Here is a 23,559-nt window from a genome sequence, read left to right as displayed (position 1 = left end):
CAGGATACATGCGCATGACCGACGCGGCAACGCGCCGTCAGCCCGTGCCGCCGACGGTGATGCGCTCCATCTTCAGCGTCGGCTGGCCGACGCCGACGGGCACCCACTGGCCCGCCTTGCCGCAGGTTCCGATGCCGGTGTCGAGGCTCATGTCGTTGCCGACCATGGTGACGCGCTTCATGTCGGCAGGGCCGGAACCGATCAGCATCGCGCCCTTGACCGGCGCGCCGATCCGGCCGTTCTCGATCCGGTAGGCTTCGGTGCACTCGAAGACATATTTGCCGGAGGTGATATCCACCTGCCCGCCGCCGAAGTTCACGGCATAGAGACCGTTCTTCACGCTGGCGAGGATCTCGTCGCGCGTATGGCTGCCCTCGAGCATGTAGGTATTGGTCATGCGCGGCATGGGCACGTGAGCATGGCTTTCGCGCCGGCCGTTGCCGGTCGGGGCGACGCCCATCAGGCGGGCGTTCTGCCGGTCCTGCATGTAGCCGACGAGGCGGCCGTCATCGATCAGCACCGTCCGGTTCGAGGGCGTGCCCTCGTCGTCGATGGAGACCGAGCCTCGCCGGTCGGCTATGGTTCCGTCGTCGACGACGGTGACGCCCCTAGCCGCGACCATCTCGCCCATCAGTCCCGCGAAGGCCGACTGGCCCTTGCGGTTGAAGTCGCCCTCGAGGCCATGGCCCACCGCCTCGTGCAGCATGACGCCGGGCCAGCCCGGCCCCAGCACGACATCCATCTCGCCGGCGGGCGAGGGGACGCTTTCCAGGTTGACGAGCGCCTGCCGCACGGCCTCGTCGACCGCATGCCTCCAGCGCCCTTCGGCAATGAACTCGGCATAGCCGGCCCGGCCGCCGAAGCCGTGCGAGCCGACCTCCTGCCGCTCGCCGGAGCCGGCGACCACGGTGATGTTGAGTCGCACCAGCGGGCGCACGTCGCGATAGAGCTCGCCGTCCGGTCGCAGGATCTCGACCACCTGCCAGGAGCCGGCGACCGAGGCCGTGACCTGCCGGACCTTCGGGTCGCGGGCGCGGGCATAGGCGTCGATCGCTTCCAACAGCCTGACCTTCTCGGCGAAGGCGGGGGCATCGAGCGGGTTCTCATCGCCGTAGAGACGGACATTGGAGCGGATCGGCCCGGGCGCCAGCGTTCCCGAATAGCCGCCGGCGACGGCGCGGACGGTCTCGGCCGCGCGCTTCAGCGCGGCTTCGGAGACGTCGGAGGAATGGGCATAGCCGACCGCCTCGCCCTTCACGGCGCGCAGGCCGAAACCCTGGCTGTTGTCGGTGCCCGCCTGTTTCAGCCGGCCATTGTCGAAGACCAGCGATTCCGACTGCTTGTATTCGACGAACAGTTCGCCGTCGTCGGCGCCGGTCAGCGCCTCGGCCAGGATGGCGCGCGCCTTTGCCGGGTCGAGCTCGGCGCGGGCGAGGAGGGAATGGTCGGCCATGGCGGCTCCGGACGAATGGATGTGGTCCGGGCTATCTAGTGCCTAACCATGGCCGATGCGAGCCCGGCGGCGGGCTTCGTCAGGGCAGGGCCTCGAAGCCGGCCTTGAAGCCGTTCAGCGACACCGGCACGCCGATGCCCTCTTCCGGCGTCTGGAAGATGATGAAGGTCGCGGTCTGGCCACTGGAGAGCTGGCCGAGCAGGTTGTCGTCCATCACCACCTCGGCGACGCAGCCCGAGGGCAGGCAGCGCACGAAGCCGGCGCGGCCGACATCGGTGGTGTCGATCTTGAGGCCGAGGCCCGAGGGCAGCAGCACGCCGAGCGGGGCGAGGACGCGCAGGAGCCGGGCCCGGCCGTCGGCGGTCTTCAGCGCGATGACGGTCAGCGCCACGTTGGGCCGGTCCTCGGCGGCGACGTTCTGGACCAGCGCGCACTGTTCGGCCCGCGAGCCGGGCGGCGTATCGCAGCGCACCTGCCAGTCGCCGTGGGTGGCGCGCACCGCGCCCTGGGCGAGGGCCGCGCCCGCGCCGATGCCGGTCGCCAGGGCGACCGCCAGTCCGAATGCCCCGAGCCGGGCTGCGCCTTGCCGCATGGTCCTGTTGGTCATCCGTCACTCCAGGGGATCGCCCGCCAGGGCCCGCAGACAATTTCGGGCCGCCTGCCCGCCGCGACCGGGCGCTTCCGCCCGGCCGGCGGACGAATCGCCGGGCCGCCGCGCAGGCGCCAGCCGATAGGGGACGGACCATTCCCCCGCGAACCTGTCAAGATTATGTGCGAAATGCCGATGCGTCATGCCGAATACGAGCGGCTGCGTCGCCTTTCGGCGGATTTCACGCAGTGCACCAGGAGTTTATAACGCCTTCAAGCTGAGGCCGCTCCTCTGTCTGGAACGGCTCTCAACGGTCGCATTGCGAGCATGGCGTTTTTGTGTTTCAAGGGGGCCGAAAGCCCTCCCGGCAGCCTTTGCGGCGCGGTCGTTTGTGACCGGCGCCCGGCCGGAACGCGAAGGGCCCGCAAGGTCGCGATCGGCCGGGCGGACAAGAACGAGCCGGTCCGGGGCCAAAGCAGCCCACGGGCCGAGGTTATGGAGCGGATGAAGATGCGTTTGGCGATGCGGAACGGCGCGTCGGCGGTCAAGGGCGGAGCGGTCGCGCTCGCCGCCGTCGCGGCGCTGGTGGCGGTTCTCGATCCTGCTTTCGCCCAGCAGGGCCTCGGGCAGCCGGTGCCGCGGGGCATCGGCTTCCAGGAATCGGTCACGCCGATCATGGATTTCATCGAGTGGTTCCATAACGGCTTCCTGCTGCCGATCATCACCGTGATCTGCATTCTCGTCGCCGGCCTGCTCGGCTGGTGCCTCTACCGCTTCTCCGAGAAGCGCAATCCGGTGCCGTCCAAGACCACGCACCATGTCGGCATCGAGGTCGCCTGGACCGTCATCCCGGTGCTGATCCTCATCATCATCGCCATTCCCTCGTTCCGCCTGCTCTACCAGCAGCAGGTGATCCCGCGCGCCGACCTGACCATCAAGGCCACGGCGTCGACCTGGAAGTGGTCCTACGACTATCCGGACCACGGCAATTTCTCCTTCGTCTCGATCATGCAGACCGATGCCGAGCGCGCCGAGCGCATCGCTCGCGGCACCCCGGCCCGCGAGGTTCCGCGCCTCCTGGCCGTCGACAACGAGATCGTCGTCCCGGTCAACAAGGTCGTGCGCGTCCAGGTCACCGCCTCCGACGTGATCCACGCCTTTGCCGTCCCGTCCTTCGGCATCAAGGTCGATGCCGTGCCGGGCCGCCTGAACGAGACCTGGTTCCGCGCCACCCGCGAGGGCATCTATTTCGGCCAGTGCTCCGAGCTCTGCGGCAAGGACCACGCCTTCATGCCGATCGCCGTGCGCGTCGTCTCCGAACAGGCTTTCGCCGCCTGGGTCGAGGACGCCAAGAAGCGCTTCGCATCGGTGCCGCAGCCGACGCAGGTCGCGGCCAACGAGATCACGCAGGCGCGCTGACACACCGGCGCACCGCACAGCAGACGACTCTTGTCGAGGACTTGACGATATGGCTCAGGCTCACGCCACCGCCGACCACAGCCAAAACCATGCTCATGACCATCACGGTCATGACGATCACGCCATCCCGACCGGCTGGCGGCGCTACGTCTATTCGACCAATCACAAGGACATCGGCACGATGTACCTTGTCTTCGCGATCTTCGCCGGCCTGATCGGCTTCGCCTTGTCCATCGGCATCCGCATGGAGCTGATGGAGCCGGGGATGCAGATCTTCAAGAATCCGCACACGTTCAACGTGTTCACGACCAGCCACGCGCTGATCATGATCTTCTTCATGGTCATGCCGGCGCTGATCGGCGGCTACGCCAACTGGTTCGTGCCGATCATGATCGGCGCGCCGGACATGGCCTTCCCGCGCATGAACAACATCTCGTTCTGGCTGCTGCCCCCGGCCTTCGGCCTGCTGATCATCTCGCTCTTCGTCGAGGGTCCGGCCGGCGCCCAGGGCTTCGGCGGCGGCTGGACGGCCTATCCGCCGCTGTCCTCGGTCATCGGCCATCCGGGTCCGGCCATGGATTTCGCGATCCTGTCGCTGCACATTGCCGGCGCCTCGTCGATCCTCGGCGCGATCAACTTCATCACCACGATCTTCAACATGCGCGCCCCCGGCATGACGCTGCACAAGATGCCGCTGTTCGCCTGGGCCGTGCTGGTCACCGCCTTCCTGCTGCTGCTGTCGCTGCCGGTTCTCGCTGGCGCGATCACCATGCTGCTGACCGACCGCAATTTCGGCACCACCTTCTTCGACCCGGCCGGCGGCGGCGACCCGATCCTGTTCCAGCACCTGTTCTGGTTCTTCGGCCACCCCGAGGTCTACATCCTGATCCTGCCGGGCTTCGGCATCGTCAGCCACATCATCTCGACCTTCTCGCGCAAGCCCATCTTCGGTTATCTCGGCATGGCCTACGCCATGGTCGCGATCGGCGTGGTTGGCTTCATCGTCTGGGCCCACCACATGTACACGGCGGGCCTGTCGGTCACGACGCAGGCCTATTTCGTGGCGGCCACCATGGTCATCGCGGTGCCGACCGGCGTGAAGATCTTCTCCTGGATCGCCACCATGTGGGGCGGCTCCATCCGCATGACGACGCCCATGCTCTGGGCGGTCGGCTTCATCTTCCTGTTCACGGTGGGCGGCGTTACCGGCGTCGTGCTGGCCAATGCCGGCGTCGACCGCGCGCTGCACGACACCTACTACGTCGTGGCGCATTTCCACTACGTGCTGTCTCTCGGCGCCGTGTTCGCGATCTTCGCGGCCTGGTACTACTGGTTCCCGAAGATGTTCGGCTACATGTACTCCGAGTTCATCGGCAAGCTGCACTTCTGGGTGACCTTCGTCGGCGTCAACCTGATCTTCTTCCCGCAGCACTTCCTCGGCCTGCAGGGCATGCCGCGTCGCTACGTCGACTATCCCGACGCCTTCGCGACCTGGAACTACGTGTCCTCGATCGGCTCCTACATCGCAGCCGTCGGCGTCGCGATCTTCCTGTTCGGCATCTTCCACGCCTTCTCGCGCAAGCAGCTCGCGGGCGACAATCCGTGGGGCGAGGGTGCGACGACGCTGGAATGGACGCTGACCTCGCCGCCGCCGTTCCACCAGTTCGAGCAGCTCCCGCGCATCCGCTGAGCCGCAGACGACATTCCCCGAAGCCCGGAGCCAAGGCCCCGGGCTTCATCCCTGAAAGGGCAGCCCTCGGGGCCGCCGAACGAGACGCAGCAAGATCTTGTCCCTCGTCGATGACACGAACCCGGTGAACCGCGCGGCGCTCGTCAGCCAGGCCGAGCCGCGCGATTTCATCGAACTCCTGAAGCCGCGCGTCATGTCGCTGGTGATCTTCACCGCGCTGACCGGCCTCGTCGTCGCGCCCGGCTCGCTGCATCCCATTCTCGCCGCCATCAGCCTGTTCTGCATCGCCGTCGGCGCGGGCGCCTCCGGCGCGCTCAACATGTGGTACGACGCCGACATCGACGCGAAGATGACCCGCACGGCCAACCGCCCGATCCCGGCCGGCCGGGTCTCGCCGAGCGAGGCGCTGGCCTTCGGCCTCGTGCTGTCGGCCTTCTCGGTGCTGGTCCTCGGCCTCGTCGCCAACTGGCTCGCGGCCGGTCTCCTCGCCTTCACCATCTTCTTCTACGCCGTCGTCTACACGATCTGGCTGAAGCGCTGGACGCCGCAGAACATCGTCATCGGCGGCGCGGCCGGCGCCTTCCCGCCGATGATCGGCTGGGCCGCGGTGACGGGCTCCGTCTCGGTGGAATCGATCGTCCTGTTCCTGATCATCTTCTTCTGGACGCCGCCGCATTTCTGGGCGCTGGCGCTGATCAAGTCCGAGGATTACGCCCGCGCCGGGGTGCCGATGCTCCCGGTCGTCGCCGGCGAGGCCGAGACGCGCCGCCAGATCCTGATCTATACGGTGCTGCTCGCGCCGCTCGGCATGGCGCCCTGGTTCCTCGGCTTTGCCGGCGTGGCCTATGCGGCCACCGCGCTGGTCGGCGGCCTCGCCATGCTCTGGCTGGCGGTCGAGATCTTCCGCAAGCGCGAGGGCGTTCCCGCCCGCAAGGCCGCGGGTCGCATGTTCGCCTTCTCCATCGTCTATCTGTTCGCGCTCTTCGCCGTGCTGCTCGTCGAGCAGGGCGTGGTCGCGCGGCTGTTCTGAGCGGTGGCCGCCATGTCCGACAAGTCCCGCGAGCCCGGCATCGTCCTCACCCCCGAGGAAAAGAAGCGCCAGCGCCAGCGCAATGTGGCCATCGCCATCGCGCTTGCCGGCCTCTGCGTCATGTTCTGGGTCATCACCCTGGTAAAGGGTCCGGCCATGCTCCAGCGTCCGATGTGAGGCTGCGATGAGCGAACCCGTGGCCGCCACCCCCCGCAGCTGGAAGCGCGACGTCAAGGTCGGCCTCTCGGCCTTCGGTTTCGGCGTCTTCATGTTCGGCGCGGCCTATGCCGCCGTGCCGCTCTACAACCTGTTCTGCCAGGTCACCGGCTTCGGCGGCACCACCATGCGGGCGGAGCGTCCGGCCGACCGCATCGTCGATCATGCCATCGACATCCGCTTCGATTCCAATGTCGGCCCGGGCCTGCCCTGGCGCTTCCGCGTCGATACCGCGCGCCAGACCGTGCGTGCCGGCGAGACGCATACGATGACCTACACGGTCACCAACACCTCGGATCAGCCGGTCACCGGCATGGCGACCTACAATGTCGCGCCCGCCGAGACCGGCCGCTTCTTCAACAAGCTGGAATGCTTCTGCTTCACCGAGCAGACGCTGCAACCGCACGAGTCGCGCGAATTCACGGTGGTCTATTTCGTCGATCCGGCCATCGCCGACGACGCAGAAGCCAAGGCCACCAACACCATCACGCTGAGCTACACCTTCTTCCGCCAGAACCAGCCGCCGCGGCCCCTCGCCGAGCAGCAGGGCGCGGCCGCGGGTGGCACGCGAACGAACTGAGAAGAACAAGGGTCGGCGGGCGGCAGCCCGCCGGGCGAGTAAGGATACGGAGACCTGCGATGGCCGAGGCCCACGCCAAACACCACGACTACCACCTGGTGCCGCCCAGCCCCTGGCCGTTCATCGGCTCCATGTCGGCCTTCGTCATGGCGATCGGCGCGGTCATGTGGATGAAGGCCATGCCGCTGGCGGGCATCAAGCTCGGCCCGGTGGTCTTCTTCGCCGGCCTGATCGGCGTGCTCTACACCATGTACGGCTGGTGGGCGGACGTCATCAAGGAAGGCCAGCAGGGCGACCACACCCGCGTCGTCTCGCTGCACCTGCGCTACGGTATGATCATGTTCATCGCCTCCGAGGTGATGTTCTTCGTCGCCTGGTTCTGGGCGTTTTTCGACGCCGCCCTCTTCCCCGGCGAGGTCCATCAGTTCCAGCGCACGGAGCTGACCGGCGGCCACTGGCCGCCGAAGGGCATCGAGACCTTCTATCCGCTGCAGCTGCCGCTGCTCGGCACCATGGTCCTGCTGCTGTCGGGCACCACGGTCACCGCCGCCCACCACTACATCGTCACCGGCGAGCGCGAGCAGGCCAAGATGTATATGTGGTTCACGGTGCTGCTCGGCGTGCTGTTCACCTGCATCCAGGCCTATGAGTACAGCCACGCCCACTTCAATTTCTCGGGCCACATCTACGGCGCCACCTTCTTCATGGCGACCGGTTTCCACGGTTTCCATGTCATCGTCGGAACGATCTTCCTGTTCATCTGCGCGCTGCGCCTCTATCGCGACACGCACCTGACGCCGGAAAAGCACTTCGGCTTCGAGGCGGCCGCCTGGTACTGGCACTTCGTCGACGTGGTCTGGCTGTTCCTGTTCGCGGCGATCTACGTCTGGGCCTATGACTGGTCCGGCCGGGCGCTCGCGGGCGCGGTTGGCGCCGGCCACTGACCCCGGCGCTCCCGGCGGTCTTGCCTTGAAGGGGCGGCTTCGGCCGCCCCTTTGCTTTGCCGGGCACGCGATTGGGTCTTGATTCGGCCCTTGTTCGCACCGACATCATCACGCTCTTGTCATGATGCGGCGATCCGCATCCATGGCTCACTTCGCTCCGGTGCCTTTTCGGCGACGGCGTGCGTGCCGGCGCATGCCACCTCCAGGGTCTGTTGATGCTGATGACGCGACGCTCCTTCACGACAGGTCTTGCCGCCGCTCCGGCGCTGGTGCCCGGTCTTGCTCTCGGCCAGGTGCCGGTCGAGCGCGTCTTCCGGCATGGGCTTGCGAACGGGCTTGAGGTCGTCGCCATTCCCGACCACCGCGTTCCGGTGGCGACCCACATGCTCTGGTACCGCGTCGGCTCGGCCGACGAGGTGCACGGCAAGTCCGGGCTCGCGCATTTCCTCGAGCACCTCATGTTCAAGGGCACGAAGCGCAATCCGAAGGACGTGTTCTCGCGCGCGGTGACCTCCGCCGGCGGCAACGAGAACGCCTTCACCTCCTACGACTATACCGGTTATTTCCAGCGCGTCGTCGCGGACCAGCTGCCGGTCATGATGGATTTCGAGGCCGACCGCATCGCCAACATCGTGCTGACCGACGAGGTTGTCCTGCCTGAGCGCGACGTCGTCCAGGAGGAGCGCCGCCAGCGCACCGACAACGATCCCGGCGCACGGCTCTCCGAGCGCCTGCTGAACCGGCTCTGGGGCGAGGGCCATCCCTACGGCATCCCGATCATCGGATGGGCGAACGAGATCGCCGCCCTGTCCCGCGAGGATGCGCTTGCCTTCTACCGCCGCCATTACGGTCCGAACAACGCCATCCTCGTGGTGGCCGGCGATGTGACGCCGGACGAGGTCTTCCGCATGGCCGAGGAAACCTATGGCCGCGTCGACGCCAATCCGGCCATCCAGCCGCGCTCCCGGCCCCCGGGGCCGGCGCGCGAAGCCGGGGATCGCGTGCGGCTCGCCGATGCGCGCGTGCGCCAGCCGAGCCTCTCCAAGACCAGCATTGTGCGGTCCTACCGCACCGCCGCTCCGGGCGAGGCCGAGGCGCTGGAAATCCTCGCGCAGATCGCCGGTTCCAGTCCAAACGGCCGCTTCTACAAGGCGCTTGTCACCGATCAGGGGCTCGCCGTCGGCGCCGGCTGCTTCTATTCCGGCTCGGCCCTCGGCGACGGCCGCTTCGGCGTCTATGCCTCGCCGCGTCCGGGCGTGCCGCTCGAACGGCTGGAGGCCGCCATGGCCGATGTCGCCGTCCGCCTCGCCGACCACGGCGTCACCGACGAGGAACTGGCGCGTGCCCGCACGCGGCTCATCGCCGAATCCGTCTATTCGCAGGACAGCCAGGCCTCGATGGCGCGCATGTATGGCGCCTCGCTCACCTGCGGCGCCTCCATCGCCGATATCCAGCAATGGCCGCAGCGCATCGCCGCGGTTACCCGCGCCGAGGTCGACGCCGTCGCCCGGCGCGCCTTCGACTTCAGCCGCGCCGTCACGGGCGAGCTGGTCCGCGAGGAACGGAGCTGATGTTCGCTGCCGCCCGCACCCTCGTCCTCGGAATCGTCGCCATGGCCGCCCTGACCCCGACCACCCCCGCGGCGGCCCAGCAGCCGGCAAGCCATTCGAGCCGCATCGAGCGCGTCGTCTCGCCCGGCGGCATCGAGGCCTGGCTCGTGCGCCAGACGCATCTGCCGATGCTTGCGCTGTCCTTCGCCATGCGCGGCGGCACGGCGCAGGACCCCGCCGACCGGCCCGGCACGGCCAGTCTCATGGCGCAGATGCTCGACGAGGGCGCCGGCGACATCGACGCCGAGACCTTCCACCGGCGGTTGGAGGAGCGCGCCATCGAGATGAGCTTCTCGGCCGGCCGCGACGCGCTGACCGGCTCGGTGCGCGCGCTCACCGAAAGCCGCGCCGAGGCTTTCGCATTGCTGAAGCTGGCGCTCGGCAAGCCGCGCTTCGACGCCGCGCCGCTGGCGCGCGTGCGCGAATCGGTCCTCTCCGGCATCCGCCGCGCCTCGACCAATCCCAATTCGCTGGCGAGCGAGACCTTCTCGGCCACCGCCTTCCCGAACCATCCCTACGGGCGACGCAACACCGGCACGCTGGAGGCCGTCGGGGCCATCACCGCCGACGACCTCAGGGCCATGCATCGCCGGATCGTCGCGCGCGACCGGCTGAAGGTCGCGGTGGTCGGCGACATCACGGCCGCCGAACTCGGTCCCCTGCTGGACGATGTGTTCGGCGCGCTGCCGGCGGGAACGAGCCTGACGCCGGTCCCCGATATCGCGATGGCCGCGGCCGGCGAGCGGCGCGTCGTGCCGATGGACATTCCGCAGGCGATCATCGCCTTCGGCCTGCCGGGCCTGAAGCGCGACGATCCCGACTTCATCGCCGCCTTCGTCATGAACCACATCCTCGGCGGCGGCTCCTTTTCCTCGCGCCTCTATACCCAGGTGCGCGAGCAGCGCGGCCTCGCCTATTCGATCTCGTCCAGCCTCATCACGCTCGAGGGCACGGGCCTGCTCAGCGGCGGCACCTCGACGCGCAGCGACCGCGCCGCCGAGAGCCTGTCCGTCATCGAGGCCGAACTGCGGCGCATGGGTGCCGAGGGGCCGACCACCATCGAGCTCGAACAGGCCAAGCGCTTCCTGATCGGCAATTGGGCGATGCGCTTCGAGACCTCGTCCCAGATCGCCTCCAACCTCATCCGCATCCAGCTCGACGGCTTCGGGCCCGACTATCTCGACCGCCGCAACGATCTGATCGAGGCGGTGACGCTGGAGGACGTCAGGCGCGTGGCGAAGCGGCTGCTGGGCGATCCGAAGCTTCTGGTCGTCGTCGTCGGCAAGCCGCAGGGCATGTAGTCAGCCGCGCGGCGGCGTCGCCCCCGCCGCATCGGGACCGGAACCGGCATGGCTCAGCACCATGCGGATGTCGGTCGCGCACCACCGGTCGCGGCCCCAGCAGGGTATGCCGCGCCGGTTGAGCGCCGACGCGATCGCGCCGTGGTCGCGCAGGCCGCGCGCGAGATGGTCGCGGATCAGCGGTTCCACGGCCTCGACGAAGGCCTCGAAGATCGCCGTCGTCAGTTCCGTGTTCGCGATGGCCTTCTGCCGCGGCGTCGTTGCCGCGGCCGGCATGATGCCGAAGGTCATGGCCGCGCGGCGAAGGACGAGACGCCGGGATCGTCGGAGAAGCAGACGACATTGTCGTGCCCGCCCTCGACGAGGGCGAAGCGGACGGCATCCTTGCGGCTGCGGAACAGCCCTTCGGCAAGGCCGTTCGCCTCGCGGGCGATCCACAGCCCATCGGCCGACGGGCAGACGAGAAAGAGGCGGGTGGCGGGAAACGGGCAGGCCTGTCCCATGGCGACCTCCCTCAGCCCGGCGTGAAGAGCGCGGCGCGTAGCGACAGGCCGGCAAGCACCGGCACCATCAGCGCGGCGACCATCAGGATCAGCGGCAGCGCCCAGCCCCATGCGGGCCGCGCGGGAGAGTTGGCGCGGGCGGCGATATGCGGCCGGAGGCATTTGGCGGGGCTGGATCGGACGGGAATGTAGGGCATGACGACCTCCTTCGGGTCGCCACGGGATATGCGTCTGGCCGGCGTCTGGCCGCCATATCGATTGGGCGGGAAGCCGTAATGGCGTCGTAAAGGCCGGCCTCGTTCAGGGGCGGCCCCTGAGCCGCTGGCGCGCGAAAGCGGCGAACACGCCGATCAGCGTCAGCGCGAGGCCGTACCAGGTCAGGGCGTATTCGAGGTGCCGGTTGGGGAAGGACAGCAGCGTCTCGCCTCCCTGCGGCCATCCGCCCGGCACGGGCGTCGCGTCGGCATCGATGGAGAAGGGCGCCGCGTCCCGGGCGCTCATCACGCCGGCCATCTTCGCGAGATCGCGGGTATAGAAAATGCGCCGGAAATCGTCGTCGGTCGCCGCGAACGTGCCGCGCGGCTCGGGAAACCGGATCAGGCCGGTGACGGCGACCATGCCCTCCACCTGTCCCTCGCGCCGCGTGGCGGGGTCGCGCCGCTCCGTCGGCACGAAGCCGCGGTTGATGATGACGGTCGCGCCATCGGCCGTCGTCAGCGGTGTCATGACGAAATAGCCCTGGCCCCGTGGCCGGCCCGCATCCTGCCGGCGGCTGTCGCCGGCGACATGGTAGAGATAGGCCTCGCGGTCGTGGCGGAACGTGCCGGTCACCGTGACGCGGCGATATTCGTCGCGCTCCGGCGTCATCTGCGGCCAGCCGGCGCGCGCCGCGAGCGGCACCGGCGCGGCCCTCGCCCGCGCCTCGACCTGCGCGATCAGCCCCTGTTTCCAGGCGAGCCGCGACAATTGCCAGGTGCCCAGCGACAGCAGGATGGCGAGCGCCGCGAGCGCGGCCAGCCCCGGCGCGGCGAGGCCGCGCAGGCGGGAGGCGAGGGGAGCCGGATCCGAGGGGGTCATGTCGTCAGCCGCCTGCCGGTCCGTCCCTGTCGAGCCGTCCCTCGCGGGCATTGTGCCGGTATTGGAGCGCGATCATCAGGCCTTTCAGCGGCCGCAGCATGCCAAGACAGACAATGAGCACGAGCGGACCGAAGATGACCGCATGGAGCCAGAAGGGCGGCTGGTATTTCACCTCCACCACCAGCGCCATGGCGCAGATGATGAAGCCCGCGAAGAGAATGACGAAGACGGCGGGCCCGTCGCCGGAATCGGCGAAGGAATAGTCGAGGCCGCAGGCCTCGCACCGTGGCCGCACGGTCAGGAAGCCGTCGAAAAGCCGACCCTCGCCGCAGCGCTGGCAGCGGCCCTTCAGTCCGGTTGAAAGCGGCTGGTCGTCGGAGTGGGTCATCAGGTTCCTATAGCCCCCTGATGCCAGCGAGGCGAGCATCCACGCCGCGCCAACCATTCCGTAACCCTGAAGGCAATGTGCTGCCGGCGCGCCGGATTGCCGCCGTTTTTCGGGCATCGCGGCACCGCCCGTTAACCGCTTCTTCAAGGCTGGCACAGCATTTTACCGCCGGAAGCCGCGCTTTTTGCGGTGCTGGCGAATTTCGGGAACGGCGTAGCAGGATGCGGCGCCGCGGTCTTGGAGCTGTTTGATGGCCGTTGATCTTTCGATGCCGATCCTCGTGGTCGACGATTACAACACGATGATCCGCATCATCCGGAATCTGCTGAAGCAGCTCGGCTTCGACGACATCGATGACGCGTCGGACGGCTCGGCCGCGCTCGCCAAGATGAAAGAGAAGAAGTACGGCCTGGTCATCTCCGACTGGAACATGGAGCCGATGACCGGCTACGAGCTGCTCAAGGAAGTTCGCGCCGATTCCGGCCTGACCCGCACGCCCTTCATCATGGTGACGGCGGAATCCAAGACCGAGAACGTCATCGCCGCCAAGAAGGCCGGCGTGAACAACTACATCGTCAAGCCGTTCAACGCCCAGACGCTGAAGGCCAAGATCGACGCCGTCTTCGCGGATTGATCGACGGACGCGCATGAGGGGATGGCCGGTTTCGCGGGGGCGGCCGGACGGGATGGGGCGAGGCTGGCTGCGTGCCGAACCGATGCCCCGAGACGACCGGGCGGCACGTCGCTTTGCCGCCCCAGGGAACCATCGGCGCCATGAAGAGCGTTTCGACTGAGCATCTCGACCGGATCGTCGAATTCGTCCGGACCAAGCGGGAACGCGACGTGTCGCTCGCCGACGTGGTCGCGCTCGCCGAGGTCACGGTGGAATCGCTCTCCACCTTCTTCCGCGCGATCGACAATTCGGTCTACCGCGAGCTGTCCGACATCGCTTCCTTCATCACCAACATGAAGCAGGAAATCGGCCGCCTGCAGCCCAACGACCTCAAGCAGAGCCGCATCCCGGCTGCCGGCCAGGAACTGGACGCCATCGTCAAGGCGACCGAGAAGGCCACCGACTCGATCATGGGAGCAGCCGAAGAGGTCATGGCCGGTGATGCCGCCGATCCCGGCTACAAGGCCATGGTCGACGAGCGCATGATGCTGATCTTCGAGGCCTGCTCGTTCCAGGACATTACCGGCCAGCGCGTCGCCAAGGTGATCGAGACGCTGAAGCACATCGAGAGCCGCGTCTCGCGCTTCGCCGAAGCGATCAACGCCGCCGATGCCGACGGCTACATGTCGGACGAGGAAAAGCGGCGCGAAGAGCGCAAGATCAAGAACATCCTGCATGGCCCCCAGTTGGCCGGGGAGGGTGTGGATCAGGACGATGTCGACGCGCTGTTCGACAAGCCGGCCAAGGCCAAGACCGCGCAGGACGACATCGACGCGCTGTTCAAATAGGCCGCTGCGTCACCAGACGAGCTTGCGCATCACGTAGCGCGGGTGCTGGCCGGTCTCGGCGATCAGCGCCGCGAGCCCCTCGGGCTTGATCCCCTGAGGGCCGAGCAGAACCTCCGCATGGATGCCCTCGGCGAGGAACAGGCAGTCCATGCCCATCCTCACCGCGCCCGCTACGTCCGTCCGCATGGCATCGCCGATGGCGAGCACGCGCGAGGCGTCCGACCGCTTGCCGACGATCCGCTCGGCATAGCGCCAGCAGGCCTCGTAGGCCGGCTCGTAGGGCTTGCCGGCATAGAGCACCTCGCCGCCCATCGACTGGTAGCGGTCGCCGATGGCGCCGGCGCAGAAGATCAGGTCGTGGCCGACCTCGACCACCTTGTCGGGATTGCCGCACAGGAAGAACAGGCCGCGCGCTTTCATCCGCTCCAGACGTTCCTGGTAGTCGTCGGGCGTCTCGGTGCGGTCGTCGACGAGGCCGGTGCAGACGACATAGGCCGCCTCCTCGATATCCACGAGGCGCGTGTCGAGGCCCTCGAACACGACGAGATCGCGCTTCGGCCCGACATGGTGCACCGGCTGGCCCGGCCGGGTGCGGATATAGTCGCGGGAAATGTCGCCCGACGTGACGATGGCGTCGTAGGCGGCCCGCGGCACGCCCAGCCGGTCGAGCTGGCCGACCACCACCGGCGCCTGACGCGGCGCATTGGTGATCAGCACCACCGGCACGCCGGCCTTGCGGATGTTGACCAGTGCCTCGCAGGCGCCCGGATGCGCCTTCATGCCGTTGTGCAGCACGCCCCAGACGTCCGTGAAGACGAGGTCGTATTTGCCGGCAATGGCGGCGAGGCCGTCGATGACGGGGGGCAAAGCGAGCTGCGGGGCGCCGGTGTCGTTCATGGCCTGCGGGTTAAGCGGCGAGGGCAGGCGGGTCAAGCGCGACCAGCGCTTCAGGTGCCGCTTGCCGGGCGCGCGCTTCCGCGTCAGGCTCGCGCGAAACGGGAGGACGAGCATGACCGGCACGACGCCCCGCGCGGTGGCGGAAGCCTTCTACGAGGCCTTCGCGGCCCGCGACGCCAAGGCCATGGGCGAACTCTACGCGGACGACGCCGCTTTCGAGGACCCGGTCTTCGGGCGGCTCGACGCGCGGCAGGCGCGCTTCATGTGGCGCGTGCTGGTCGGGCGGGCCACCGACCTCGCGATCTCCTACGACATCGTGGCAGACGACGCCGCGACCGTGACCACAAGGTGGACCGCCGAATACACGTTCGGTCAGACCGGCCGGCCGGTGGTCAACGAGGTGACGGCGGCGATGACCTGCCGGAACGGCCTGATCGTCGATCACCGCGACGCGTTCGACTTCTGGAAATGGTCGCGGCAGGCGCTCGGCACGCCGGGCTGGCTGCTCGGCTGGACGCCGTTCTTCCGCGCGCAGGTGAGCGCGCGGGCGCGGAAGGGCATCTCTTCCGCGCGCAGGTGAGCGCGCGGGCGCGGAAGGGCATCGGCCTCGGCTAGAGCGCTTTCGAGCGAAGTGGATACCCGTTCGCGTGAAGAGGCCGCGAAAAACAAAACCCTAACCCGGTTCTAGCCTCGTTTCCCTGAGGAACGGCAGCAGCGCCTTCAGGCAGCCCGCCGGGTTTTCCTCCGGCACGAAATGCCCTGAATCCACCGCTTGGCCGGTCGCCCTGGGCGCCAGCTGCTTCCATGCCTCCAGCGGGCTCGCCCCGGCGGAGGGGATGCCGGCGCTGCCCCACACCGCATGGACCGGCACGTCGATGGTGCGGCCTGCCGCGATGTCGGCCTCGTCGGCGATGAGATCGGCCGTCGCGCCGGCGCGATAGTCCTCGCAGCAGGCGTGGATGCGCGAGGGATCGTTGAACGAGTCGCGATAGTGCTGAAGCGCGCGCCAGTCGTAGGCCGCCAGCGTGCCGTCCTTGGACCAGAGCGCCAGCTTTGATTCGAGATAGGCGATCGGGTTCTTGCCGATCTCCGCCTCGGGCACGCCCTCCGGGCCCGACAGGAACAGCCAGTGTTCGGTTTTCGGCGAGGGCGCCGCGCGGATGCGCTGCCACATGACATAGGTCGGCACGATATCGATGAGGGCGACGCGCTCCGCCCGGCCGGGATGGTCGAGCGCCATGCGGTAGGTCACCCGTGCGCCGCGATCGTGGCCGACCGCCGCGAAGCGGATATGGCCGAGCTGTTCCATCGCCTCGATCAGGACCTTGGCCATGGCGCGCTTGGAATAGGGGAAGTGATCCGGCCCGCCGCGCGGTGCGACCGACCAGCCATAGCCCGGCAGGTCCGGCAGGACGAGGGTGAAGTGCTTGGCGAGTTCCGGCGCGATCCGGTGCCATTCGACATGGGTCTGCGGGAAGCCGTGGACCAGCAGCAGCGGCGGGCCCGACCCGCCCGAACGCGCGAAGATGCGGCCGATGGAGGTGTCGATCCAGTGCGATTCGAAACCGGGAAAGAGGTCAGCGGTGGACATGCGCGCTCCTTGGTCGTGGTGTCGAAACCATAACCGACATCGCCGGCAATGGTGCCATGCGACGTTCCGTCCGGCATCGGCCACTGTGCGGAGGGCCGCATATTACGTAACGTCACTGTGCAATGTCAGCGAAGGGAGATCTCCGTGCCCCTGAAAGCGCTTCCGATTGCAATCGCGGCGCTGGCCGCCATTCCGGGCGGCTCGAGCGATGCCCTGGCCCAGCCCGCCAGCGCGCCCGGCTATGTCGGCCGCTGGGCGGCTGAGGCCAGCTGGTGCCGCAACCGGCCGGGCACGACCGACGAATTGCCGATCCGGCTGACCGCTCGCGGCATGGAAGGGATGGAGAATTCCTGCCGCTTCACCCGCATCGAGGGGGCCTCGCCGGAATGGCGGGTCGCCAGAACCTGCCAGGTCGAGGGCATGACGCAGCGCGACCGCATCGTCCTGCGGCGCGAGGGGAACTCGCTGCGCATCACCTACCGGGGGCCGGCCAACGACAGTGTGCTCTACGTGCGCTGCCCGTGAGGGCCACTGTCAGCGCTCACCGAGCGCCGCCTTCTCCCGCGCCACCGCCTGCCAGCCGATGTCGCGGCGGCAGAAGCCGCCCGGCCAGTCGATGAGATCGACCGCCGCATAGGCTTTCCGCTGCGCCTCGGTCACCGTCTTGGCCGTCGCGGTCACCGCCAGCACGCGGCCGCCATTGGCGACGATCGCGCCGTCCTTCTCCGCCGTGCCGGCGTGGAACACCTCGACCCCCTCCAGCGCCCTTGCCCGATCGATGCCACGGATCACCGTGCCCTTCTCAGGCGTGCCGGGATAGCCGTTCGCGGCCATGACCACGGTGAGCGCGGCGTCGTCGTACCAGCGTGCGCTCATGGTCGCGAGCTGCCGGTCCGCCGCGCCGAGGAGCAGGGTCAGGAGGTCGTCCTTCAGGCGCATCATCAGCACCTGGCATTCGGGATCGCCGAAGCGGCAATTGTATTCGATCAGTTTCGGCCCCTCGGCGGTGATCATCAGCCCGGCGAACAGCACGCCCTTGAACGGGCAGCCCCTGGCCTTCATGGCGGCGAGCGTCGGCCGGATGATCTCGGCCATGGTCCGCGCCACCATCGCCTCGGTCATCACGGGGGCCGGCGAATAGGCGCCCATGCCGCCGGTATTCGGTCCGGTATCGCCGTCGCCGACGCGCTTGTGGTCCTGCGCGGTCGCCAGCGCCAGCGCATGGTCGCCGTCGCAGAGTGCGAAGAACGAGGCCTCCTCGCCGGTCATGAACTCCTCGACCACCACGGAGGCGCCAGCTTCCCCGAGCCCGCCGTCGAACATCATGTCGACCGCCGCGAGCGCCTCGTCGAGCGTCATGGCGACGACCACGCCCTTGCCGGCGGCGAGCCCGTCGGCCTTGATCACGATGGGCGCGCCCATGCGCCTCACATAGTCCTTGGCCGGCCCGGCCTCGGTGAAGCGCTCATAGGCGGCGGTCGGAATGCCGAACTCCCGGCAGAGGTCCTTGGTGAAGCCCTTCGAGCCTTCAAGCTGCGCCGCCAGCTTCGACGGGCCGAACACCTTGATGCCAGCTGCGCCGAGATCGTCGGCGAGGCCCGCGACCAGCGGCGCTTCCGGCCCGACCACGACGAAGGTGATCTGGTGCTGCCGGCAATAGGCGATGACGGCCGGATGGTCGGCGACATCGATCGTCGCGAGCGTCGCAAACTCGGCGATGCCGGGATTGCCGGGGGCGCAATGCAGCGAGGTCAGGAGCGGGCTCGCCGACAGCGCCCAGGCGAGGGCATGTTCGCGGCCGCCGCCGCCGATCAGAAGCACGTTCATGTCTTGCTCCGCCCTCGCCCGCTTCACCGTCGTTGCGCCAGCGTCTAGACAGGATTGCCGCGCCCGGCAACGGATTCGCTCAAGCCCATGTCCGACATCGCACCCTCCAATATGCGCGAGGTCTCCGTCTCGGAGCTGTCCGCCGCCATCAAGCGGACGGTCGAGGACGCTTTCGGCTATGTGCGCCTGCGCGGCGAGGTGTCCGGCTTCAAGGGTCCGAGCAGCTCGGGCCACGCCTATTTCCGGCTGAAGGATGACCGCGCCACCATCGAGGCGGTGATCTGGAAGGGCACTTACGGGCGGCTGCCGATCAAGCCGCAGGAGGGGCTGGAGGTCATCGCCACCGGCCGCGTCACCACCTTTCCGGGCTCGTCCAAATACCAGATCGTCATCGAGAGCCTGGAGCCGGCCGGCGTCGGCGCGCTCATGGCGCTGCTGGAGGAGCGGCGGAAGAAACTCGCCGCCGAGGGGCTGTTCGATGCCGCCCGCAAGCGCGCTCTGCCCTACCTGCCGGAGGTGATCGGCGTCGTCACTTCGCCGACCGGGGCCGTCATCCGCGACATCCTGCATCGGCTGGAGGACCGTTTCCCGCGCACCGTGCTGGTCTGGCCGGTGCGCGTGCAGGGTGAGGGCAGCGCGGCGGAGGTCGCCGCCGCCATCCGTGGCTTCAACGCCATCCAGCCGGACGACGACCTGCCGCGCCCTGACGTGCTGATCGTCGCGCGCGGCGGTGGCTCGCTGGAGGACCTCTGGGGCTTCAACGAGGAAATCGTGGTGCGCGCCGCCTTCGAGAGCGCCATCCCGCTGATCTCGGCGGTCGGCCACGAGACCGACACGACGCTGATCGATTACGCCGCAGACCGGCGCGCGCCGACCCCCACGGCGGCGGCGGAAATGGCGGTGCCTGTGCGCTCCGACCTGATCGCGGAAACATCCGGTCTCGGCCGCCGCATGGTCACGGCGGTCGCGCGCGGCATGGAGGGCCGCCGCACCGAGTTGCGGGCTGCCACGCGCGCGCTGCCCGATGCCGAGCGGCTGCTCGAAGCGGCCCGCCAGCGGCTCGATGCCGCCGCCGAGCGCCTGCCCAATGCGCTTGCGGCCAATGCCGGCGCGCATCGCATGCGGCTGGTCCGCGCGGCAGGGCGTCTCGCGCCGGGCCTGCTGAAGCTTCGCATCGACCGTTCCCGCGACCGGATCGACGCGCTCAGTGCCCGCGCTGCGGCGGCGCTCTCCCGCCGGACGGATACCCGCCGCCAGCTTTTCGATACGCTGTCGGCGCGGCTGTCGCGCTCGCTCGGCGTCTATGCCCGCGCCCAGACCGACCGCCTCGGCCGTTCGCGCGAGAGGCTCGACCAGCTCTTCGCCCGCGCGCCCCGCGCGCTCGACCTTCTGATGAAGCGCCGGACGGACAGGCTCGAGGCCGCCGCCAAGCTGCTGGCCGCGCTGTCCTATCAGGGCGTGCTCGGCCGGGGGTTCGCGCTGGTGCGCGATGCGGCCGGCAAGCCCTTGAGGACGGCGTCGGCCGTGGCGTCGGGGCAGGCGCTGACCATCGAGTTCACCGATGGCCGGGTGGCGGCGACCGCCGACGGCGATGCGCCTCCAAAGCCGGTGAAGTCCGCCGAGCCGCGCCCGGTGAAGAAGAAGCCGGAAGGGCAGGGCAGTCTGTTCTGATCCCTATCGCGCCGGCGCGGCATCCCTGAGCCTCGCCGCCGTTTCCGCCAGCTGCGTCAGCGGCCCCGGTTGCAACGTCGTTCCCATATGGTCCGTTGCCGGGAGAACCTCGACGGCGATGCGCGGATTGGCTGCCGTCACGGCGGCCGCATAGGCGCTGGCGCGAAACAGCTCGTCATCGGCTCCGATCAGGATCGCGGCCGGCTTGCGGATGGTCGCCAGCATCGCCCGCCAGTCGCGCGGCAGGCTCATATTCGCCAGCAGCCGGTGCGAATAGATGCTTGCGCGTTTGCCCGGCGCGTCGGGCGGCACGGCATAGGCGACGGCCGGCAGGCCGCCGAAGGCGGAGATGCCGACGGCGTCCAGAAGCGTCAGCGCGAGGATGCGGGGGACCGCCGCATCCGCCCACCCTCCCGAATTCGGCCGGCTGACCGAGGTCTCCGGCGACAGGAAGGGCGAGGTCGCGACCGTGGCATCGAAGCGCTCGCCGAGCGGTCCGGCGGCGATCCGGAAGGCGAAGGCTCCGCCCAGCGAGTGCCCGACCAGAATGCGCTTCTCGCCGGGGTGGCGCTGGTCGATCATGGCGAGCAGATCGGCCATGTCGTCCTCGAGCTGGCCGCGATAGCCGATATCGCCGAGCGGACCGCTCTCGCCGTGGCCGCGCAGGTCGAGCACGTAGGAGGCGATGCCCTTTGCGGCGAGCGCGCGGCCGACGCTGCCCATGCTGGCCGACAGGCCGGTCGAGCCGTGGACCACCACGGCGATGCCGCCGCCCGGGCGTCCCTCGAAAAAGCGGTAGCCGAGCCGCGTGCCGTCGCGGGCGGTGAGGAAGGCATAGGGCGGCAGGTCGTTGATCTGGCGGCCGATGATCTGTCCCGCCGCCTCCATGGCCGGCATCGGCGGCGGCGCTTTCGGTCGCGACAGTGCGATGACGGCGGCAAGGCCCGTGACGATGAGAAGGGCGATGGCAAGGGGGAGGGCGATCAGAAAGCGCATGGGCGAGGGGTCCGGTGGGCAGGTCGCGATTGCCTAGCCGCGACCCCGGCCCTAGTCTGCGCCAACTTCGCGAACGGCACGATTTCTTCGCCAATGACCGATGCGACCGCCTCCCGGACGAACGGCGCAGCAGCCCCGCTCCGCTCTCGCCTGTTCATTGCCATCCTTGCCCTCGGCATCCTGCTCGGCGTCCTCGGCCCGTTCGGTTCCTATCTGGGCATGGGCCTGCCCGTCAGGCTCCTCCACTACACCGCGAGCATGATCACCATCAGCGCCCTGGCCGTGATCGCCAACGGGCTGGTGGCGCGCTTCGTCTTCCGTGGTCCTGTTCCGCTATGGGGGGCGCTGGCGATCGCCGTCGTGCTCGGGCCTCCCGCGGCCCTGATCGTCTCGGGCTTTCTCCAGCTATGGGCGCCGCAGGTTCTGCCGCACGTCACCTTCGCGGATCTGTGCGTGCAGGCCGCGTTGATCAATGTGGTGGCGAGCCTGCTGGTTCACGCCGTGCGAAACTGGATGACCGCGCCGGCGCCGGTCGCGGTTGTCTTGCCGGCGCTTCGGGAACCGGAACCCTCTCCCGCCATCGCCGACGATCCCTTGCGGGCCAAGCTGCCTTTGCCGTTGCGTAGCGCGACCATCGTGGCCCTCAGCGCCGAGGACCACTATCTGCGCGTCCATACGGCGCGAGGCGAGGCGCTGGTGCTCATGAGCCTCGCCGCTGGCATGGCCGCCCTTGGTTCCGAGGCCGGCATTCAGGTTCATCGCTCCCACTGGATCGCCCATGCCGCGCTCGCCGATGGCTCCGCACGCCTCGGGCGGGCGGGCATCGTTCTCGCGCGCGGACCGACCCTGCCGGTCAGCCGCGCGGGCCGCCGGCGTCTCGCCGACGGGAAACTGGTCTGATCCCGCGCCACGCGGTCCGCATTTCCGGCGATGCGGGGAACGCTGGTAGCGAACCGGCATTCCCCTACGTCGATCACTGCAGCGTCTGGTGGGCGATCCAGGTCTTCACCGCCCGCAGCGCGTCATGCGGCGTTTCGGCAAGGCTCAGCGCCGATTTCCAGACGGTGAGCTGGCCGTCGGCCGAGGTGCCGCGCTCGCAGATGTCGATGCACCGCGCGAGATCGTCCACGCAGCCGAGCGCCTCGGCATCCTCGGCGATCTGTCCCGTCAGTTCCTTCACGAGGTCCGGCACCGCGATGGTGGTGCGCCTGACCTCGTCGACGAAGGAGCCGTGAATGCCGTAGCGCTGCGCCCGCCACTTGTTCTCCTGCGCGATGGCGCGCGAAACCGGCGACAGCGCGCCGTTGAGCTCGGGATTGCGCAGCAGGTGGCGCACCAGCGAACGGTAGAGCGCGGCGATCGCCAGCGTGTCCTCGACATGGGTGCAGCTGTCGGGCGCGCGCAGTTCCAGCGTCGGGAAGCGGCGCGAGGGACGCACCGCCCACCAGACATAGCTCGAATCCTCGATGATCCGCGCCTCGACCAGCAGCGCGACGTAGTCGTCGTACTCCGCCTGCGACTTGAACAGCTCCGGCAGTCCGGTGCGCGGCAGCTCGTCATAGGCCGCGAGGCGGTAGCCCATCAGCCCGGTCGCCCGCGACTGCCAGAACGGCGAGGACGTCGACAGCGCGATGATCAGCGGGATGAACGGCATGATCCGCCCCATCACGTCGACGCGGCGCGACAGGTCGTCGAACTCGGCATGGACATGCAGGCCACAGACAATGTTGCGCTGCCCGAGCATCTGCAGATCGTGCATGACATTGTCGTAGCGCGGGGCCTCGCTCGCCCGCTGCGTCGCCCACATGGCGGTGGGGTGGGTGCCCGAGCCGAGGATGGCGAGACCGTGCGCCGCCGCGACCTCGCCGAGCGTGCCGCGCATCGCCTGGATCTCGTTGCGCGCCGCCGAGGCGGTCGAATGAACCGAGCTGGTCAGCTCGACCTGCGACTGCAGCATCTCACTCGTCACGCGGTCGCCGAGCCGATCCTTGGCCGTGGAGAAAAAACCCTGCGGCATGCGCCGCATGACCGCCTTGGTCTCCGCATCGACCACGAAAAATTCTTCCTCGATCCCGAATCGACGAGTATCCGTCATGACCTATCTCCATGATGCCATGGCTAAATTTATTGATATCCACCGCCAGGAGACGGTTGTGCATGGCCGTGGCCGACCCCAGTCACACCGGGCCGCGGCGAGCGACAGGCTGAAGCGGCGGCGGGCGAAAATGTGGCCCGATCCGGACACGCGCCGCCGCATTTCTGTAACGCTTTGAAAGATTGCGTGAACTTAAATTCGTTGACCGGACTGCCCCTTTG

At 68.5% G+C, this 23,559-nt stretch carries 27 protein-coding genes; 15 read left to right on the top strand and 12 right to left on the bottom strand.

What is annotated here, in order from left to right; all coding sequences use genetic code 11:
* Nucleotides 1–37: 37 nt before the first annotated feature.
* Together tldD and JNK84_RS09105 are read right to left on the bottom strand one after the other, a co-directional pair.
* On the bottom strand, nucleotides 38–1,453 hold the full coding sequence (gene tldD, locus JNK84_RS09110; RefSeq protein WP_293423167.1) for a metalloprotease TldD: 1,416 nt from the start codon (nucleotides 1,451–1,453) through the stop codon (nucleotides 38–40).
* 79 nt (nucleotides 1,454–1,532) lie between these two features.
* Nucleotides 1,533–2,060, bottom strand: coding sequence for an invasion associated locus B family protein (locus JNK84_RS09105; protein WP_293423164.1), 528 nt, complete (start codon nucleotides 2,058–2,060; stop codon nucleotides 1,533–1,535).
* 492 nt (nucleotides 2,061–2,552) lie between these two features.
* Between JNK84_RS09105 and coxB the strand changes: the two genes are divergently transcribed.
* From coxB to JNK84_RS09065, 8 genes are all read left to right on the top strand, one after another.
* The gene (gene coxB, locus JNK84_RS09100) at nucleotides 2,553–3,461 is read left to right on the top strand and encodes a cytochrome c oxidase subunit II (protein WP_293423161.1); all 909 of its coding nucleotides are present in this window, start codon (nucleotides 2,553–2,555) and stop codon (nucleotides 3,459–3,461) included.
* A gap of 49 nt (nucleotides 3,462–3,510) precedes the next feature.
* Entirely contained in the window at nucleotides 3,511–5,151 is a 1,641-nt protein-coding gene (gene ctaD, locus JNK84_RS09095; RefSeq protein WP_293423158.1) for a cytochrome c oxidase subunit I, read from the top strand.
* A 97-nt stretch (nucleotides 5,152–5,248) separates the two neighbouring features.
* Nucleotides 5,249–6,181 (top strand): heme o synthase, encoded by a 933-nt coding sequence (locus tag JNK84_RS09090; protein ID WP_293423155.1) that lies wholly within the window; start codon nucleotides 5,249–5,251, stop codon nucleotides 6,179–6,181.
* A 12-nt stretch (nucleotides 6,182–6,193) separates the two neighbouring features.
* Complete coding sequence (locus JNK84_RS09085) at nucleotides 6,194–6,358, top strand: CoxF protein (RefSeq protein ID WP_293423152.1); 165 nt, start codon at nucleotides 6,194–6,196, stop codon at nucleotides 6,356–6,358.
* 7 nt (nucleotides 6,359–6,365) lie between these two features.
* A complete protein-coding gene (locus JNK84_RS09080) occupies nucleotides 6,366–6,977 on the top strand; it encodes a cytochrome c oxidase assembly protein (RefSeq protein WP_293423149.1) in 612 nt (203 codons plus the stop codon).
* A 59-nt stretch (nucleotides 6,978–7,036) separates the two neighbouring features.
* A complete protein-coding gene (locus JNK84_RS09075; protein ID WP_293423146.1) occupies nucleotides 7,037–7,921 on the top strand; it encodes a cytochrome c oxidase subunit 3 in 885 nt (294 codons plus the stop codon).
* Nucleotides 7,922–8,136: 215 nt separating this feature from the next.
* A complete protein-coding gene (locus JNK84_RS09070) occupies nucleotides 8,137–9,492 on the top strand; it encodes a M16 family metallopeptidase (protein WP_293423143.1) in 1,356 nt (451 codons plus the stop codon).
* The gene (locus tag JNK84_RS09065; RefSeq protein ID WP_293423140.1) at nucleotides 9,492–10,832 is read left to right on the top strand and encodes a M16 family metallopeptidase; all 1,341 of its coding nucleotides are present in this window, start codon (nucleotides 9,492–9,494) and stop codon (nucleotides 10,830–10,832) included. The genes JNK84_RS09070 and JNK84_RS09065 overlap by 1 nt, the downstream gene beginning before the upstream one ends.
* Here JNK84_RS09065 and JNK84_RS09060 read toward each other — a convergent pair whose 3' ends face one another.
* The 5 genes from JNK84_RS09060 to JNK84_RS09040 all read right to left on the bottom strand — a co-directional run bounded on the left by JNK84_RS09060 (nucleotide 10,833) and on the right by JNK84_RS09040 (nucleotide 12,800).
* The gene (locus tag JNK84_RS09060; protein WP_293423137.1) at nucleotides 10,833–11,123 is read right to left on the bottom strand and encodes a hypothetical protein; all 291 of its coding nucleotides are present in this window, start codon (nucleotides 11,121–11,123) and stop codon (nucleotides 10,833–10,835) included.
* Entirely contained in the window at nucleotides 11,120–11,335 is a 216-nt protein-coding gene (locus JNK84_RS09055) for a hypothetical protein (protein WP_293423134.1), read from the bottom strand. Before JNK84_RS09055 ends, JNK84_RS09060 begins: the two co-directional genes overlap by 4 nt.
* Before the next feature lie 11 nt (nucleotides 11,336–11,346).
* Nucleotides 11,347–11,532, bottom strand: a complete 186-nt coding sequence (locus JNK84_RS09050; protein ID WP_293423131.1) for a hypothetical protein — start codon at nucleotides 11,530–11,532, stop codon at nucleotides 11,347–11,349.
* Nucleotides 11,533–11,635: 103 nt separating this feature from the next.
* A complete protein-coding gene (locus JNK84_RS09045; protein WP_293423128.1) occupies nucleotides 11,636–12,412 on the bottom strand; it encodes an SURF1 family protein in 777 nt (258 codons plus the stop codon).
* Nucleotides 12,413–12,416: 4 nt separating this feature from the next.
* Nucleotides 12,417–12,800, bottom strand: coding sequence for a DUF983 domain-containing protein (locus JNK84_RS09040; RefSeq protein WP_293423125.1), 384 nt, complete (start codon nucleotides 12,798–12,800; stop codon nucleotides 12,417–12,419).
* A gap of 250 nt (nucleotides 12,801–13,050) precedes the next feature.
* On the opposite strand from JNK84_RS09040, the gene JNK84_RS09035 reads away from it, so the two are divergent.
* Both JNK84_RS09035 and JNK84_RS09030 read left to right on the top strand, forming a co-directional pair.
* Nucleotides 13,051–13,434 (top strand): response regulator, encoded by a 384-nt coding sequence (locus tag JNK84_RS09035; RefSeq protein ID WP_293423122.1) that lies wholly within the window; start codon nucleotides 13,051–13,053, stop codon nucleotides 13,432–13,434.
* A 140-nt stretch (nucleotides 13,435–13,574) separates the two neighbouring features.
* A complete protein-coding gene (locus JNK84_RS09030; RefSeq protein WP_293423119.1) occupies nucleotides 13,575–14,261 on the top strand; it encodes a protein phosphatase CheZ in 687 nt (228 codons plus the stop codon).
* Nucleotides 14,262–14,270: 9 nt separating this feature from the next.
* Here JNK84_RS09030 and JNK84_RS09025 read toward each other — a convergent pair whose 3' ends face one another.
* Nucleotides 14,271–15,272: a TIGR01459 family HAD-type hydrolase gene (locus JNK84_RS09025; RefSeq protein ID WP_293423116.1), complete on the bottom strand. Its 1,002-nt coding sequence runs from the start codon at nucleotides 15,270–15,272 to the stop codon at nucleotides 14,271–14,273.
* Here JNK84_RS09025 and JNK84_RS09020 point away from each other — a divergent pair.
* Nucleotides 15,271–15,738, top strand: coding sequence for a nuclear transport factor 2 family protein (locus JNK84_RS09020; protein WP_293423113.1), 468 nt, complete (start codon nucleotides 15,271–15,273; stop codon nucleotides 15,736–15,738). The two genes, JNK84_RS09025 and JNK84_RS09020, sit on opposite strands and share 2 nt — an antisense overlap.
* A gap of 93 nt (nucleotides 15,739–15,831) precedes the next feature.
* Here the strand turns inward: JNK84_RS09020 and JNK84_RS09015 are convergent, their stop codons facing one another.
* Nucleotides 15,832–16,749, bottom strand: a complete 918-nt coding sequence (locus JNK84_RS09015; protein WP_293423110.1) for an alpha/beta fold hydrolase — start codon at nucleotides 16,747–16,749, stop codon at nucleotides 15,832–15,834.
* A 144-nt stretch (nucleotides 16,750–16,893) separates the two neighbouring features.
* Here JNK84_RS09015 and JNK84_RS09010 point away from each other — a divergent pair, with 144 nt between their 5' ends.
* Nucleotides 16,894–17,274, top strand: coding sequence for a hypothetical protein (locus JNK84_RS09010; RefSeq protein ID WP_293423106.1), 381 nt, complete (start codon nucleotides 16,894–16,896; stop codon nucleotides 17,272–17,274).
* 9 nt (nucleotides 17,275–17,283) lie between these two features.
* Here JNK84_RS09010 and purD read toward each other — a convergent pair whose 3' ends face one another.
* Nucleotides 17,284–18,576, bottom strand: a complete 1,293-nt coding sequence (purD, locus tag JNK84_RS09005; RefSeq protein WP_293423103.1) for a phosphoribosylamine--glycine ligase — start codon at nucleotides 18,574–18,576, stop codon at nucleotides 17,284–17,286.
* Between the two features lie 87 nt (nucleotides 18,577–18,663).
* Between purD and xseA the strand changes: the two genes are divergently transcribed.
* Nucleotides 18,664–20,247 (top strand): exodeoxyribonuclease VII large subunit, encoded by a 1,584-nt coding sequence (gene xseA / locus JNK84_RS09000; protein ID WP_293423100.1) that lies wholly within the window; start codon nucleotides 18,664–18,666, stop codon nucleotides 20,245–20,247.
* A gap of 3 nt (nucleotides 20,248–20,250) precedes the next feature.
* On the opposite strand, the gene JNK84_RS08995 is transcribed toward xseA, so the two are convergent.
* Complete coding sequence (locus tag JNK84_RS08995; protein WP_293423097.1) at nucleotides 20,251–21,243, bottom strand: alpha/beta hydrolase; 993 nt, start codon at nucleotides 21,241–21,243, stop codon at nucleotides 20,251–20,253.
* A 93-nt stretch (nucleotides 21,244–21,336) separates the two neighbouring features.
* On the opposite strand from JNK84_RS08995, the gene JNK84_RS08990 reads away from it, so the two are divergent.
* Nucleotides 21,337–22,143, top strand: a complete 807-nt coding sequence (locus JNK84_RS08990; protein WP_293423094.1) for a LytTR family DNA-binding domain-containing protein — start codon at nucleotides 21,337–21,339, stop codon at nucleotides 22,141–22,143.
* 73 nt (nucleotides 22,144–22,216) lie between these two features.
* Here the strand turns inward: JNK84_RS08990 and JNK84_RS08985 are convergent, their stop codons facing one another.
* The gene (locus JNK84_RS08985; protein WP_293423091.1) at nucleotides 22,217–23,338 is read right to left on the bottom strand and encodes a carboxylate-amine ligase; all 1,122 of its coding nucleotides are present in this window, start codon (nucleotides 23,336–23,338) and stop codon (nucleotides 22,217–22,219) included.
* On the opposite strand from JNK84_RS08985, the gene JNK84_RS08980 reads away from it, so the two are divergent.
* The gene (locus JNK84_RS08980) at nucleotides 23,337–23,516 is read left to right on the top strand and encodes a hypothetical protein (protein ID WP_293423088.1); all 180 of its coding nucleotides are present in this window, start codon (nucleotides 23,337–23,339) and stop codon (nucleotides 23,514–23,516) included. The genes JNK84_RS08985 and JNK84_RS08980 overlap by 2 nt on opposite strands.
* Nucleotides 23,517–23,559 lie beyond the last annotated feature (43 nt).

This window comes from Phreatobacter sp., from assembly GCF_016793595.1.
GTDB lineage: Bacteria > Pseudomonadota > Alphaproteobacteria > Rhizobiales > Phreatobacteraceae > Phreatobacter.
This window is presented reverse-complemented; position numbering and strand designations above follow the sequence as displayed.